The sequence below is a fragment of the Pseudomonas sp. genome (genome assembly GCF_030696055.1).
Classification (GTDB): Bacteria; Pseudomonadota; Gammaproteobacteria; order Pseudomonadales; family Pseudomonadaceae; genus Aquipseudomonas.
The window spans coordinates 12,346-25,327 of the sequence record NZ_JAUYNP010000262.1 but is presented as its reverse complement, the minus strand read 5'-3'; the positions used below and the strand labels follow the sequence as shown (position 1 = coordinate 25,327).

The following is a 12,982-nucleotide window of genomic DNA, read 5'->3' as shown; positions in this document are numbered from 1 at the left end:
AACCTACGCATTGCCACCCCTTAGAAGGCGAAAGGCAGCGCCAGTTCGACGTGCTGGCGCTGGGCCAAGCGGCGCTGGAATTCACCCGGGTCGTGGATCAGCACCTGCTGCCCGGAGAAGGATTGCTCCGCGATCAAACGCGACAGCCAGAAGCGCACGCAGGCAATGCGCAGCATGGCCGGCCACAGCTCGGCCTCGGCCGCGCTGAAGGGGCGCAGGGCCGCGTAGGCGCCGAGCAGGGCATGGGCGCGCTTGCCGTCCAGGCTGCCGTCCTCATGCGAGCACCAGTCATTCAGGGCAATCGCCAGGTCGTAGAGCATCGGTCCCGAGCAGGCGTTGTAGAAGTCGATCACCCCGGCCAGATGGTTGCCATCGAACAGCACGTTGTCGCGGAACAGGTCGGCATGCAGGTTGGCCCGCGGCAAGGCCAGGATGCGTGGCTTGAGCAGGTGGATCTCGGCCAGGGCAGCGCGCAGCAACGGTAGTTGGCTATCCGGTAGCTTCAGCGCCAGGCTCGGGCCTTCGGCCAGCATCCAGTCCAGGCCACGGTCGCTCTGGCGCTCCAGCACCCGTTCGCGGGTGGCCAGGTGAATATGCGCCAGCAGCGCGCCGACTTCCTGGCAATGGTGTGCATTGGCCTCATGTACATGCTTGCCGGCCAGGCGCGGCTGCAACAACGCCGGCTTTTCCGCCAGGCTGCGCAGCGCTTCGCCGCTGGCGGTACGCAGGGCATAGGGCACCGGCAGGCCGGCTTCATGGAGCACGTCGAGCAGCTCGATAAAGAACGGCAGGTCGGCGCTCGGGCCGCGCTCGATCAGGGTCAGGACGAACTCGCCCTGCTCCAGGCTGACGAAGAAGTTGCTGTTCTCGCTGCCCGCGGCTATGCCCTGGAAGTCGCGCAGGCGACCCAGGCCATAGGGGGCGAGAAAGTCCTCGAGCTCGTGCCGCTCCAGGGGGGTAAACACCGACATATCAGAACAGCCTTCTTACCAACTGAAAATTTCCCAGGCGGGGATCAACATATCCGGGTTGTCCGAACGCACGAAGTTGCCCTCGGTGCCATCGGCGCGTACCAGGAAGTAGGGTTTGCCGCCTTTGGGGATGACCTTGATCGCATAGAGGAAGCCATTCACCCGGTATTCCTGGATGGTCTTGTCGCCTTCCTGGCGAATGGTTACGTCCGGATCGCCGGACACCGGGTCCTCGGCCTGTACCGCGAGCGCGGTGCAGGCCAACAAAGCGGCCAGCAACAGGCTATTGAGTGTACGCATGGTAACCTTGTCCTTTTATCGTCAACGGTGCGTTCATTCTAGCGCCGCCCCGCCGAAAAGGTTGATCCTTCATGAGCCAAGCCCCCCTCGTTCTGGTCGACGGTTCCTCGTACCTGTATCGCGCCTTCCATGCCCTGCCGCCGCTGACCACCTCCAAGGGCTTGCCCACCGGAGCGGTGAAGGGCGTGCTGAATATGCTCAAGAGCCTGCGCAAGCAGTACCCGCAGAGCCCCTTCGCCGTGGTGTTCGACGCCAAGGGCGGCACCTTCCGCGATGAGCTCTACGCCGAGTACAAGGCCAATCGCCCGTCCATGCCGGATGAGCTGCGCGTGCAGGTCGAACCCCTGCATGCCAGCGTCAAGGCCCTGGGCTATCCGCTGCTGTGCGTCGAAGGCGTGGAAGCCGATGACGTGATCGGTACCCTGGCCCGCCAATGCGCGGCCGAGGGCCGCGACGTGGTGATTTCCACCGGCGACAAGGACATGGCCCAGCTGGTGTGCCCGCACGTTACCCTGGTCAACACCATGACCGGTAGCGTCTACGACATCGATGGCGTGAAAGCGAAATTCGGCGTCGGTCCTGAGCTGATCATCGACTACCTGGCGCTGATGGGCGATAAGGTCGACAACATTCCCGGCGTCCCCGGGGTCGGCGAAAAGACCGCCCTGGGTCTGCTGGTCGGCGTCGGTGGCGGCCTGGATGTGCTCTACGCCAACCTCGACAAGGTGCCCGAGCTGCCGATCCGCGGGGCCAAGACCCTGCCGGCCAAGCTCGCCGAGCACCGCGAGATGGCCTACCTGTCCTACGAGCTGGCCACCATCAAGCTGGACGTGCCGCTGAATATCGCCATCGACTCGCTGCACCCGGGCGCGATGGATGTGCCGGCATTGGTCGAGCTGTACGCCGAGCTGGAATTCAAGAGCTGGCGCGATGAACTGCTGCGTAATAGCCCGGCGCCGGCGGCCAAGCCCGCAGTCAAGGAAACCGCCGCCGCAGACCTGTTCGCCCTGGTTCCCAGTGCCAGTGCGGCCCCTGCTAGCGTAGAGATCACCGCAGAAGCCCTGAGTGAGGCTGCAGCAGTTGCACCGGCAACGCCCGCCCTGGGCGACTATCAGTGCATCCTCGAGCAGGCGCAGTTCGACGTCTGGCTGGACAAGCTGAACAACGCCGAGCTGATCGCCTTCGACACCGAGACCACCGGCCTGGACGCCCAGCAGGCGCAGTTGGTCGGCCTGTCGTTCGCGGTCAAGGCCGGTGAAGCGGCCTATATCCCGGTCGCCCACTCCTATATGGGGGTGCCGACCCAGCTGGATCGGGATGCGGTGCTGCAAGCGCTAAAGCCGATACTGGAAGACCCGCATAAGGCTAAGGTCGGCCAGCACGCCAAGTACGACATCAATATCCTCGCCAATGCCTCGACGCCGATCCGCGTGCAGGGCGTGGCGTTCGACACCATGCTGGAATCCTATGTGCTGGACGCCACCGCGACCCGCCACGATATGGACAGCCTGGCGCTGAAGTACCTGGACCACAGCACCATCCGCTTCGAGGACATCGCCGGCAAAGGCGCCAAGCAGTTGACCTTCGACCAGATCGATCTGGCCCAGGCCGCGCCCTATGCCGCGGAAGACGCCGATATCACCCTGCGCCTGCACCAATGCCTGTGGGCCAAGCTCGAAGCCGAACCGAGCCTGGCCAAGGTGCTGCGTGAAATCGAGATGCCGCTGGTGCCGGTGCTGGCGCGTATCGAGCGCCAGGGCGCTTTGGTGGATGCCAAACTGCTCGGCCTGCAGAGCAACGAGCTGGGCGAGAAGCTGGTGGCCCTGGAGCGCCAGGCCTTCGAGATCGCCGGCGAGGAATTCAACCTGGCCTCGCCCAAGCAGCTCGGGGTGATCCTCTACGAAAAACTCGGCCTGCCGATTATCAGCAAGACCGCCAAGGGTCAGGCTTCCACCGCCGAAGCGGTATTGGCCGAACTGGCCGAGCAGGACTTCGAGCTGCCCAAGGTGCTGATGCAGTACCGCACCCTGAGCAAACTGAAGAGCACCTACACCGACCGCCTGCCGGAGCAGATCAATCCGCGCACCGGACGCATCCACACCAGCTACCACCAGGCAGTGGCGGCCACCGGGCGGCTGTCCTCCACCGACCCGAACCTGCAGAACATCCCGATCCGCACCGCCGAGGGCCGGCGCATTCGCCAGGCCTTCGTCGCGCCGAATGGCTACAAATTGCTGGCGGCGGACTATTCGCAGATCGAGCTGCGCATCATGGCCCACCTGGCCAAAGATGCGAGCCTGCTGGACGCTTTCCGCCATGGCCGCGACGTGCACAAGGCCACCGCTGCCGAGGTATTTGGCGTGCCGCTGGACGAAGTCAGCAGCGATCAAAGGCGCAGCGCCAAGGCGATCAACTTCGGCCTGATCTACGGCATGAGCGCCTTCGGCCTGGCCAAGCAGATCGGCTGTGACCGTAAACAGGCGCAGGCCTATATCGACCTGTACTTCGCCCGTTATCCCGGTGTGCTGGCCTATATGGAGCGCACCCGCGCGCAGGCCGCCGAACAGGGCTATGTCGAGACCCTGTTCGGTCGCCGCCTGTACCTGCCGGACATCCATGCCAAGAATCCGGCCCTGCGCAAAGGTGCCGAACGCACCGCGATCAACGCGCCGATGCAGGGCAGTGCGGCGGACATCATCAAGCGCGCCATGGTGGCGGTGGACAACTGGCTGAGCGAATCCGGTCTGGATGCCAAGGTGATACTGCAGGTACACGACGAGCTGGTGCTGGAAGTGCGCGAGGACCTGCTCGAACAGGTGCGCGAACGGATCAAGGCGCTGATGGGCAACGCCGCCGCGCTGGACGTACCGCTATTGGTGGAAGTGGGTGTCGGCAATAACTGGGATGAAGCCCACTGATTGCGCGGCAAGCTTGCGCCGGGCTGTGCGCCATAGCGCAGCCCGGCGCTGCATATGCATCGATAAGCAGGCTTTTATAACCAATAGATCCAAAGAAAAGACTGAACTTTGCCCGCGCCCTGGCAGTCAGAGACTATGAATGGCTGATAAAGCCCTTCGTTGCTCCTGTGTTAAGTGTTGGCAGTTTCTGAACCCCGCCCTAGCGGTTCAGACGTTCAAACCTCGAGTTCCTCCCCAAAAACTCGAGGTTTTTTTTGTGTCCCGCCATCCCTGGCGACCACCCTTTGGGCCGTCGCTGCGCGACGTCAAAAATTCCTCCCGGGAATTTTTTATGCCTGCCATCCTTGGCTACCACCCTGCGGGCCATCGCTGCGCGACGTTAAAAATTGCTCCCGGCAATTTTTTGCCCGCAATAAAGTGTACCGCTGCCGGCTCAGGCTTCGGTTTCCGACTCGCTCGGCTCGAACTCACCCAACTGCAACCACTCGGCCAGCACCGCCTGGGCGTCTTCGATGCCCAGGCGCTTGGGTGCAGAGAACAACTGGATGCTGACCCGGTCGCCCCAGCGCTGGTGGATATCCTGCCGCACCTTGAGCAGGGCGTTCTTGGCCGCGCCGAAGGCCAGCTTGTCGGCCTTGGTCAGGAGGATATGCATGGGCATCTCGCTGGCGGTGGACCAGTCCAGCATGAGGATGTCGAATTCGGTCAGCGGATGCCGGATATCCATCATCAGCATCAGCCCGCGCAGGCTCTCGCGGCTGCCCAGGTAGGCTTCCAGGTGCTTCTGCCAGTGCAGCTTGAGCGGAATCGGCACCTTGGCATAACCGTAGCCGGGCAGGTCGACCAGGCGTCGCTCATCGTCCAGGCGGAAGAAGTTGAGCAGCTGGGTGCGCCCCGGAGTCTTCGAGGTACGCGCCAGGCTGGCGTGGGTCAGGGTATTCAAGGCGCTGGACTTGCCGGCGTTGGAACGCCCGGCAAAGGCCACTTCATGGCCGAAATCGTCCGGGCACTGGTCGACCTTGGCGGCGCTGATCAGGAAGCTGGCCTGTTGGCACAGACCGATAATGGGGTTCTTGGCTTGCATCTGGGTATCCGTGAGGGCGTGCGTAAAGTGACGTTGCAGGCGCGATGCCCTTGCGACATTTGCGCGCAGGCTGCCTTGCTGCATATAGCCTGGCAACCTGCGTCGTTTCAGTTTCAATAACGCCAGTATATAATGGCGCAGATTTTGTGTGCGCTTTCTCCCATACGTTGGACAAGTGTTCACGGGAACGATCGAGATCATCTGCCCCTGACAAGCAGTACGTTCCCCTCCCCGATGAGGTTGATCTGATGAAAAAATTGCTGATTGTTGCCGCTGTACTGCTGTTGTCTGGCACTGCCCAGGCGGCACAAGACCCGGAAGCCGTATTCACCCGGGCCTGTGGCGCCTGCCATAACGGCCAGCTGCCTACCGCGCCGAAACGGGGCGACAAGGCTGCCTGGGAGCCACGCCTGGCCAAGGGCAGCGCTGCCCTGGTACAGAGTGTCACCAATGGCCTGGGGGCCATGCCAGCACGCGGCTTGTGCATGGATTGCTCGGCCGAGGATTACCAAGCCGTCATCGAGTTGATGAGCGAGTAAACCCGGTTTCTAACCTCTTTCTCTTAGCCGTAAATTGGATTAGCTGATGAACAAAGTACTCGTGAGTCTGCTGTTGACCCTGGGCATCACTGGCCTGGCACACGCCGCAGGCGACGCTGAAGCCGGTAAGGGTAAGGTTGTAGTCTGTGGTGCTTGCCATGGTGCCGATGGCAACAGTGCCGCGCCGAACTTCCCGAAACTGGCTGGGCAAGGCGAGCGTTACTTGCTCAAGCAGCTGAACGACATCAAATCCGGCAACCGCACCGTGGTGGAGATGACCGGCCTGCTGAACAACCTCAGCGAGCAGGATCTGGCGGACATCGCCGCCTATTTCTCCAGCCAGCAGATGAGCGTCGGCGCCGCCGATCCCAAGCTGGTCGAGCGCGGCGGTGCGCTGTTCCGCGGCGGCAAGCTGGCTGAAGGCATGCCCGCCTGCACCGGCTGCCACTCGCCGAACGGCGCTGGCCTGGATGCCGCCGGCTTCCCGCAAATCGGCGGCCAGCACGCCACTTATGTGGCCAAGCAGCTGACCGACTTCCGCGAAGGCAACCGCACCAACGATGGTGACAGCCTGGTCATGCGTTCCATCGCGGCCAAGCTGAGCAACAAGGACATCGCGGCGCTGTCCAGCTTCGTGCAAGGCCTGCACTGATCGCGCGAGCAGGGCAAAGCTTGTGGTAGAAAATGGGTGGCTTAGGCCACCCATTTTCGTTCTGTGCATCGCTACAATGATGGGAACCCGTTCCTGCCTCGCCGGTCGAACCCTGGTTCGTCACTCGCACCCTTTATAGCCAAGGAGTAACGCATGCGTAACCTGATTCTCAGTGCCACCCTCGTGACTGCCAGCCTGTTCGGCATGGCGGCTCAGGCAGAACCCATCGAAGCCGGCAAGCAATATGTCGAGCTGAACAAGCCCGTGCAGGTCGCCAAGCCGGGGAAAATCGAGGTGGTCGAGCTGTTCTGGTATGGCTGCCCGCACTGCTACAAGTTCGAGTCGACCCTCAACCCCTGGGTCGAGCAGCTGCCGGAAGACGTCAACTTCGTGCGTATCCCCGCCATGTTCGGTGGCCTGTGGAACCTGCACGGTCAGATGTTTATCACCCTCGATGCCATGAAGGTCGAGCCCAAGGTGCATACCGCCGTGTTCGATGCCATTCATGAGCAGGGCAAGAAACTGGCGACCCCGGAAGAGATGGCCGAGTTCCTCGCTGGCCAGGGCGTCGACAAGGAGAAGTTCCTCAGCACTTACAACTCCTTCGCCGTGAAGGGCCTGGTGGAGAAGGCCAAGAAACTGGCCGTGGCCTACCAGATCAGCGGCGTACCGGTGTTGATCGTCAACGGCAAATACCGTTTCGATATCACCAGCTCCGGCGGCCCACAGCAGGCCCTGCAAGTGGCCGATCAGCTGATCAGCAAAGAGCGCGCGGCGCAGTAAGCGGATAAGCGCGCCATGCTGCGCCGCTGGCAGGCAAGTCGCCCGAGTGGCCTGTGTGCTCCACAGGTCAATCCGCATTGCGCGCCTGCCGGCGACTGGCCCAGTAATGGCAGCTTGCGCCTGCTCAGCTTCAATATTCAGGTCGGCATCAGCACCCAGCGCTACCACCACTACCTGACCCGCAGCTGGCAGCACCTGCTGCCGCACGCCGGGCGCGCCCACAACCTGCAACGCATTGGCGACATGCTTCACGACTTCGATCTGGTGGCTCTGCAGGAGGTCGATGGCGGCAGCCTGCGCTCCGGCTACGTCAATCAGGTCGAGCACCTCGCCCACCTGGGCGCCTTCCCCTATTGGTACCAGCAACTCAATCGCAACCTCGGCCGCCTGGCCCAGCACAGCAATGGCGTGCTCAGCCGCCTGCGCCCCAGCCTGCTGGAAGACCATCCACTACCCGGCCCGCCGGGACGCGGAGCGATACTGCTGCGCCTCGGCGAAGGCGCCGATGCCATCGCCGTGGTGATGATGCACCTGGCCCTCGGCGCGCGCGCGCGCACCCGCCAGCTGGCCTATATCCGCGAACTGATCGGCGGCTACCGTCACCAGATCCTGATGGGCGATATGAACACCCACGCCCACGACCTGCTGCAGCACTCGCCGTTGCGCGAGCTCGACCTGTTTGCGCCGCAGATCGAGGCGACCTTTCCCAGCTGGCAGCCGCAACGCTGCCTCGACCATATACTGCTCAGCGCCGACCTCGCCCTGGAGCGCTGTGAGGTTCTGGCCCAGCCGATCTCCGACCACCTGCCGGTCGCCGTGCAGATTCGTCTGCCGGCCTCACTCTGCGATTACACAACGCCTATGCTGATTAGGCCCATGACTGGATCGCCACCATGACCGATGATGCCCAGCGCTGGAAAAGCAAATATCTGCAGAGCCTGGAACAGCAGGAACAGCTCGAGCGCCGCTGGGAAGCCCGCCTCGACCTGCTGCGGCGCGGCCTGGTGCGCAGCTCCCTGGCCGCTGAGGGCAGCGATAAGGCGGTCGACCAGTGCATGCAGGAACTGCGCGACATCCTCCGCCGCGAGGATATAGACGCCGCGCTCTCGGCCCTGATCCCGCGCCTGGAAAAAACCGTGCTGGACTCGGAAAAGCGCCGCCAGGACCGGGCCACGCAGGACATCTCCGGGGTCACCAGCCTGACCGAGCAGTTGCTCGCCCTGCAGCCACCGCGCGAGGTGCGCAAGGCCCTCAAACACTTCGCCAAGGGGATAGAGGAGCGCGCCAGCCAGCCGCGCGAACTCAGCGCCTTGCTGAGCGAACTGAGCAGCCTGCAGCAACAGGCCCTGGCCGCCCTGGGCACTCCGATAGAAGCGCGCCCCGGCCTGCTGCAACGCCTGTTTGGCGGCACGCCGGGGACAACGACAACGGCGCCGGAGCCGGCCGCCGCAGCCGAGTCCGCGCCAGCACTCAACCTGGAACCACCGTCAGCCGCAGAACTTGACCTTGGCGCGACCGCCCCTGTGGCGCCGAGCGCGCCTGAGCCCACAGCGGCTGCGCCTGTTCTGGCCAACCACAGCGCCGCCCCAGTCGAGCGTCCGCCGGCGCCGGCGCTATCCGCAGCCCCAGCCGCATCAGCAGCCCACAGTGGCGATGGCGATCCGGCCTATGCCTTGCCGGAACTCCCCGAGCCCGGCTACAGCAGCGTGGCAACCCATATCGCCGACAGCCTGCTGGGCCTGCTCGATGAGCTGGAACTACCGGAACACCACCAGCCCCAGGGCGAGGCGCTGCGCCTAAGGGTGCAGGGCGGCTTGAACTGGTACGAGCTGGTCGCCGTGCTGGACGACTTGGGCGTCTTGGTACTGGCGGTGACCGACAGCGGCCAGCGCGAGTTCGCCGGCTACCTGAAACAGCTCAATGAGCGCCTGGCCGCCTTCCTCAACACCCTCGGCGAAGCCCACGAGGGCTACAGCGAGTCGGTGGAAAGCGCGCGCAGCTTCAACCTGGAGCTGCGCGAGCAGGTCAGCAGCCTGCAGGCCAGCGTGCAGGAAGCGGTCGACCTGGCCAGCCTCAAACACTCGCTGGAAACCCGCCTCGACGGCCTGCTGCAGACCGTCAGCGAGCACCAGCGGCAGCGCGACGGCCACGAAGCAGAGGTGGCGCAACGCCTGCTGGCGCTGACCCAGAAAGTCGCCGATATGGAACAGGAAGCGCAAAGCTTCCGCGTTCACCTGGAAGAGCAGCGGCAGAAAGCCCTGATCGACTCGCTCACCGGGCTGCCCAACCGCGCCGGCTGGAGCGAACGCCTGGCCCTGGAGATGGCGCGCTGGCAACGCTACGGCGGCGAGTTGCTGCTGGCGGTGCTGGATATCGACCACTTCAAGCGGATCAACGATGGCTACGGTCATCTGGCCGGCGACAAGGTGCTGAAGATAGTCGCCGGCGAACTGAGCAAGCGCATGCGCAAGACCGACTTTATCGCCCGTTTCGGCGGTGAGGAGTTCGTCCTGCTGATCCCCTCCACACCCCTGGAGGGTGGCCGCCACCTGCTGCAGACCCTGCTCGAAGGGGTGGAACAGTGCCCGTTCCACTTTCGCGGCGAGCGCGTGACCATCACCCTGTCGGCCGGGCTTACGGCCTTCGTCAGCGACGACGAGGGCAGCGACAAGGTGTTCGAGCGGGCCGACCAGGCCCTGTACCGGGCCAAGAGCGGCGGGCGCAACCGCATCGAACAGGGGTAGAGGTTCGTCTCCCTGCAGCCTGGCGCGGTTAACGCATCAGGCGACATGGTTCAGATAAGGTCGCCAACTCTCGGGAATGCTCTCCAACTGCGGGTAGCCCAGGTTGTGCAACTGCCCGCCGCCGAGCAGGAAGGGCGTGTGGCGCAAGGCCTGCGGCACATCGCGCAGCTCCGGCAGCCAGAGGCTGACATAGCTGGCATCCGGATCATATTCACGGGCCTGGCGCAGCACATTGAACGCCCGCTTGGCCCCGGCCAGGTAAGCCCAATTGCCCCAGTTGCTGGCCGGGTCATAGTCGATCAGGTGCTCCTCGAACCAGGCCGCGCCATACCGCCAGTCCTGCTGCAGATCATTGATCAGGTAGCTGGCGACCACCTGGCGGCCGCGGTTGGAGATAAAACCGGTAGCCGCCAGCTCGCGCATATTGGCATCCACCAGCGGCATGCCGGTGCAGCCCCGGCACCAGTCCTGGAAGCGCTGGTCGATCTGCTGCGAGGCGCTGATGGTCGCCTGCAGGCCGCCGGCCTTGAACAGGGCGCTGCCGTGGCGCAGCAGGCTCCAGCGGAAGAAGTCGCGCCAGAGCAGCTCCAGCCACAGCCAGTAGGTCGAATCGTTGCGCTTGAACTGCGCCTCATGGCGACGCAACTCGGCCACCACCCGCCGCGGGGACAGGCTGCCATTGGCCAGCCAGGGGGAGAACTTCGAGGAATACTCGGTGCCGATCAGGCCGTTGCGGGTTTCCTTGTACTGGCGCACGCCCTGGGTCTTCCACAGGTAATCGCGCAACCGGCCGAGGGCCGCCGGCTCGCCGCCGGCAAAGGGAAAGGCGCTGGCGGGTACGCTGAGCGGCTCGCCCAGGCCCAGCTGCGACAGGCTCGGGATGGCTTGCAGCACGGCCTCGACACCCTCCGGCAAGGCCGGCAGGCGTTCGGGGGCATGGCGGGGTTGAAACACCTGCAGGCGCTCTTCGACCAAGGCGCGGAAACTGGAGAAGACATGCGGCAACTGCTCGAGGTTGAACGGCAGCTCTTCGACGCGCAGCAGGTTGTTGGCCGGGGCCTGTTGCAACGGCACCGCGCCGAGGCGGCGCGCCACCCGGGCGACCTGGGCGCGTTCATCCGGGGCGATTTCCTCCAGGGTCAGCACCTGCTGCAGCTGGAACTGGGCCACCAGCTGGGGAATCAGCTGCTCGGCGACGCCCTGCACCACCAGCAGATGGGAACCGCGCTGACGCAGTTCGCCATCCAGCGCCGCCAGGGTCTCCAGCAGAAAGCGCGCGCGATGCACGCCCATGCGCCGGCTGCCGAAGGCGCTGGCCTGCAGCTGCGCCGGATCCAGCACATACACCGGCAACAGGCACTCGGCGCTCAGTCCGGCCTGCAGGGCCGGGTGGTCATCGAGGCGCAGATCCTGCTTGAACCACAGCAGCGCGCGCATAAACTCGACCTCTAATGTCAGACAAAAACTGTACAAAATCACACAGTTGTACAACTGTAGTTTAGCAGCATCGGCCGGGCACTGCGTCAGGCAGCAGACCAACGTTATAGATCTGGCGCCCCAAAGGCGCTGCTAGACTGTGGCGATCTATCGAGGAGTTCGTCATGGACATTTTCGGCATCGCCGTGCTGATCTTTCTGGTCACCGATCCCTTCGGCAATATTGCTATCTATATCGCCGCACTGAAGAATGTCGCGCCGCAACGGCGGCTGTGGGTGGCCGGTCGCGAATTGCTGTTCGCCCTGGCCTTGCTCCTGCTGTTTCTCACCTTTGGTGACAAAGCGCTCAGCGCCCTCGGTCTGTCGCGCGAGGCCACCGCGATTGCCGGCGGTATCATCCTGTTCGTGATCGCCATGCGCATGATCTTTCCCGGCCCGCAAGGCGTGCTCGGCGATGTGCCGGATGGCGAACCCATGCTGGTGCCGCTGGCCACCCCGGCGGTGGCCGGGCCGTCGGCCCTGGCGATGTTGATGACCCTGCGCAATACCCATGAAGGGCCGCTGTGGGAACTCTACGCCGCGCTGTTGCTGGCCTGGGCGGCGACCGCCTTTATCCTGCTGCAGGCCTCGTGGCTGCAGCGTTTTCTCGGACCCCGTGGCTTGACCGCAGTGGAACGACTGATGGGCATGCTGTTGATCATGCTCAGCGTCGACATGCTGCTGGATAACCTGCAAAGCGTGCTGCATATCACCCCATGAGATTGAGTTGCCTTGCCCTGTTCGTCACCCTGCTCGCCGGCTGCGCCAGCACCCCACCCATAGATACCCGCTTCAGCGCCGTCGGCCAGAACAGCCGGGTGCAGTACATCATCCTGCACTACACCTCCACCGATCTGGCGCACTCACTGCTGCTGCTCAGCCAGGGCGAGGTGAGCAGCCACTACCTGATCGGCGAAGCCCCGCCGACCATCTACCGCCTGGTCGACGAAGATCGCCGCGCCTGGCATGCCGGCGACAGCCAATGGCAGGGCCGCACCTGGCTGAACGGCACCTCGATTGGCATCGAACTGGTCAACCAGGGTTTCTCCGAGGGCCCCGCGGGGCGCGACTGGCAGCCCTTCGCCCCGGCGCAGATCGATGCGCTGATCGCGCTGCTCAAGGACATCATGCGCCGCCACCAGTTGCCGCTCGGCAGCATCCTCGCCCACAGCGATATAGCGCCGCAGCGCAAGGTCGATCCGGGCCCGCTGTTCCCCTGGAAACGCCTGGCGGATGCCGGCCTGATCGCCTGGCCGGAGGCGGATGCCGTGGCGCGCCAGCAAGCCTTGTTCTGCGCCAGCCTGCCCAGCGTGGCCTGGTTCCAGGCGCAACTGGCGCGCCTGGGTTATGCAGTGCCGCAGCACGGCGAACTGGATCAGGCCACGCGCAATGTGCTGATCGCCTTCCAGATGAAGTACCGCCAGGCGCGCTATGACGGCGAGCCGGATAGCGAGACTGCCGCCCTGCTGCTGGTGCTCAACAAGCAAGCGCCGCGCTAACGGCATAACCGCATTTG

General features: G+C 64.2%; 12 protein-coding genes. 8 read left to right on the top strand and 4 right to left on the bottom strand.

What is annotated here, in order from left to right; all coding sequences use genetic code 11:
* Positions 1-20 precede the first annotated feature (20 nt).
* Positions 21-971, bottom strand: coding sequence for a homoserine kinase (locus Q8Q83_RS15490; RefSeq protein ID WP_305625022.1), 951 nt, complete (start codon positions 969-971; stop codon positions 21-23).
* A 15-nt stretch (positions 972-986) separates the two neighbouring features.
* Complete coding sequence (locus Q8Q83_RS15485; protein ID WP_305625021.1) at positions 987-1,271, bottom strand: DUF2782 domain-containing protein; 285 nt, start codon at positions 1,269-1,271, stop codon at positions 987-989.
* Between the two features lie 71 nt (positions 1,272-1,342).
* Between Q8Q83_RS15485 and polA the strand changes: the two genes are divergently transcribed.
* Positions 1,343-4,189, top strand: a complete 2,847-nt coding sequence (gene polA / locus Q8Q83_RS15480) for a DNA polymerase I (RefSeq protein ID WP_305625020.1) — start codon at positions 1,343-1,345, stop codon at positions 4,187-4,189.
* A gap of 433 nt (positions 4,190-4,622) precedes the next feature.
* Here the strand turns inward: polA and yihA are convergent, their stop codons facing one another.
* Positions 4,623-5,273 carry a ribosome biogenesis GTP-binding protein YihA/YsxC gene (gene yihA / locus Q8Q83_RS15475; protein ID WP_305625019.1) on the bottom strand — a complete coding sequence of 217 codons (651 nt, stop codon included), beginning with the start codon at positions 5,271-5,273 and terminating at the stop codon, positions 4,623-4,625.
* A 248-nt stretch (positions 5,274-5,521) separates the two neighbouring features.
* Between yihA and Q8Q83_RS15470 the strand changes: the two genes are divergently transcribed.
* The 5 genes from Q8Q83_RS15470 (at position 5,522) to Q8Q83_RS15450 (ending at position 9,991) form a co-directional block, all read left to right on the top strand.
* Entirely contained in the window at positions 5,522-5,812 is a 291-nt protein-coding gene (locus Q8Q83_RS15470) for a cytochrome c5 family protein (protein WP_305625018.1), read from the top strand.
* A 46-nt stretch (positions 5,813-5,858) separates the two neighbouring features.
* Complete coding sequence (locus Q8Q83_RS15465; RefSeq protein WP_305625017.1) at positions 5,859-6,464, top strand: cytochrome c; 606 nt, start codon at positions 5,859-5,861, stop codon at positions 6,462-6,464.
* 153 nt (positions 6,465-6,617) lie between these two features.
* Positions 6,618-7,247, top strand: coding sequence for a thiol:disulfide interchange protein DsbA/DsbL (locus Q8Q83_RS15460; RefSeq protein WP_305625016.1), 630 nt, complete (start codon positions 6,618-6,620; stop codon positions 7,245-7,247).
* A gap of 15 nt (positions 7,248-7,262) precedes the next feature.
* Positions 7,263-8,144 carry an endonuclease/exonuclease/phosphatase family protein gene (locus Q8Q83_RS15455; RefSeq protein ID WP_305625015.1) on the top strand — a complete coding sequence of 294 codons (882 nt, stop codon included), beginning with the start codon at positions 7,263-7,265 and terminating at the stop codon, positions 8,142-8,144.
* Complete coding sequence (locus Q8Q83_RS15450) at positions 8,141-9,991, top strand: GGDEF domain-containing protein (RefSeq protein WP_305625014.1); 1,851 nt, start codon at positions 8,141-8,143, stop codon at positions 9,989-9,991. Before Q8Q83_RS15455 ends, Q8Q83_RS15450 begins: the two co-directional genes overlap by 4 nt.
* Positions 9,992-10,027: 36 nt before the next feature.
* On the opposite strand, the gene Q8Q83_RS15445 is transcribed toward Q8Q83_RS15450, so the two are convergent.
* Positions 10,028-11,428, bottom strand: coding sequence for a DASH family cryptochrome (locus Q8Q83_RS15445; RefSeq protein ID WP_305625013.1), 1,401 nt, complete (start codon positions 11,426-11,428; stop codon positions 10,028-10,030).
* A gap of 164 nt (positions 11,429-11,592) precedes the next feature.
* Between Q8Q83_RS15445 and Q8Q83_RS15440 the strand changes: the two genes are divergently transcribed.
* Together Q8Q83_RS15440 and Q8Q83_RS15435 are read left to right on the top strand one after the other, a co-directional pair.
* Positions 11,593-12,186, top strand: coding sequence for a MarC family protein (locus Q8Q83_RS15440; RefSeq protein ID WP_305625012.1), 594 nt, complete (start codon positions 11,593-11,595; stop codon positions 12,184-12,186).
* Entirely contained in the window at positions 12,183-12,965 is a 783-nt protein-coding gene (locus Q8Q83_RS15435) for an N-acetylmuramoyl-L-alanine amidase (protein ID WP_305625011.1), read from the top strand. The genes Q8Q83_RS15440 and Q8Q83_RS15435 overlap by 4 nt, the downstream gene beginning before the upstream one ends.
* The last annotated feature ends 17 nt before the right edge of the window (positions 12,966-12,982 follow it).

What these genes read in the sequence shown, in the direction of transcription:
- Q8Q83_RS15490 (WP_305625022.1), bottom strand. Translation starts at nt 971, where the DNA reads ATGTCGGTGTTTACCCCCCTGGAGCGGCACGAGCTCGAGGACTTTCTC.
- Q8Q83_RS15485 (WP_305625021.1), bottom strand. Translation starts at nt 1,271, where the DNA reads ATGCGTACACTCAATAGCCTGTTGCTGGCCGCTTTGTTGGCCTGCACC.
- polA (WP_305625020.1), top strand. Translation starts at nt 1,343, where the DNA reads ATGAGCCAAGCCCCCCTCGTTCTGGTCGACGGTTCCTCGTACCTGTAT.
- yihA (WP_305625019.1), bottom strand. Translation starts at nt 5,273, where the DNA reads ATGCAAGCCAAGAACCCCATTATCGGTCTGTGCCAACAGGCCAGCTTC.
- Q8Q83_RS15470 (WP_305625018.1), top strand. Translation starts at nt 5,522, where the DNA reads ATGAAAAAATTGCTGATTGTTGCCGCTGTACTGCTGTTGTCTGGCACT.
- Q8Q83_RS15465 (WP_305625017.1), top strand. Translation starts at nt 5,859, where the DNA reads ATGAACAAAGTACTCGTGAGTCTGCTGTTGACCCTGGGCATCACTGGC.
- Q8Q83_RS15460 (WP_305625016.1), top strand. Translation starts at nt 6,618, where the DNA reads ATGCGTAACCTGATTCTCAGTGCCACCCTCGTGACTGCCAGCCTGTTC.
- Q8Q83_RS15455 (WP_305625015.1), top strand. Translation starts at nt 7,263, where the DNA reads ATGCTGCGCCGCTGGCAGGCAAGTCGCCCGAGTGGCCTGTGTGCTCCA.
- Q8Q83_RS15450 (WP_305625014.1), top strand. Translation starts at nt 8,141, where the DNA reads ATGACCGATGATGCCCAGCGCTGGAAAAGCAAATATCTGCAGAGCCTG.
- Q8Q83_RS15445 (WP_305625013.1), bottom strand. Translation starts at nt 11,428, where the DNA reads ATGCGCGCGCTGCTGTGGTTCAAGCAGGATCTGCGCCTCGATGACCAC.
- Q8Q83_RS15440 (WP_305625012.1), top strand. Translation starts at nt 11,593, where the DNA reads ATGGACATTTTCGGCATCGCCGTGCTGATCTTTCTGGTCACCGATCCC.
- Q8Q83_RS15435 (WP_305625011.1), top strand. Translation starts at nt 12,183, where the DNA reads ATGAGATTGAGTTGCCTTGCCCTGTTCGTCACCCTGCTCGCCGGCTGC.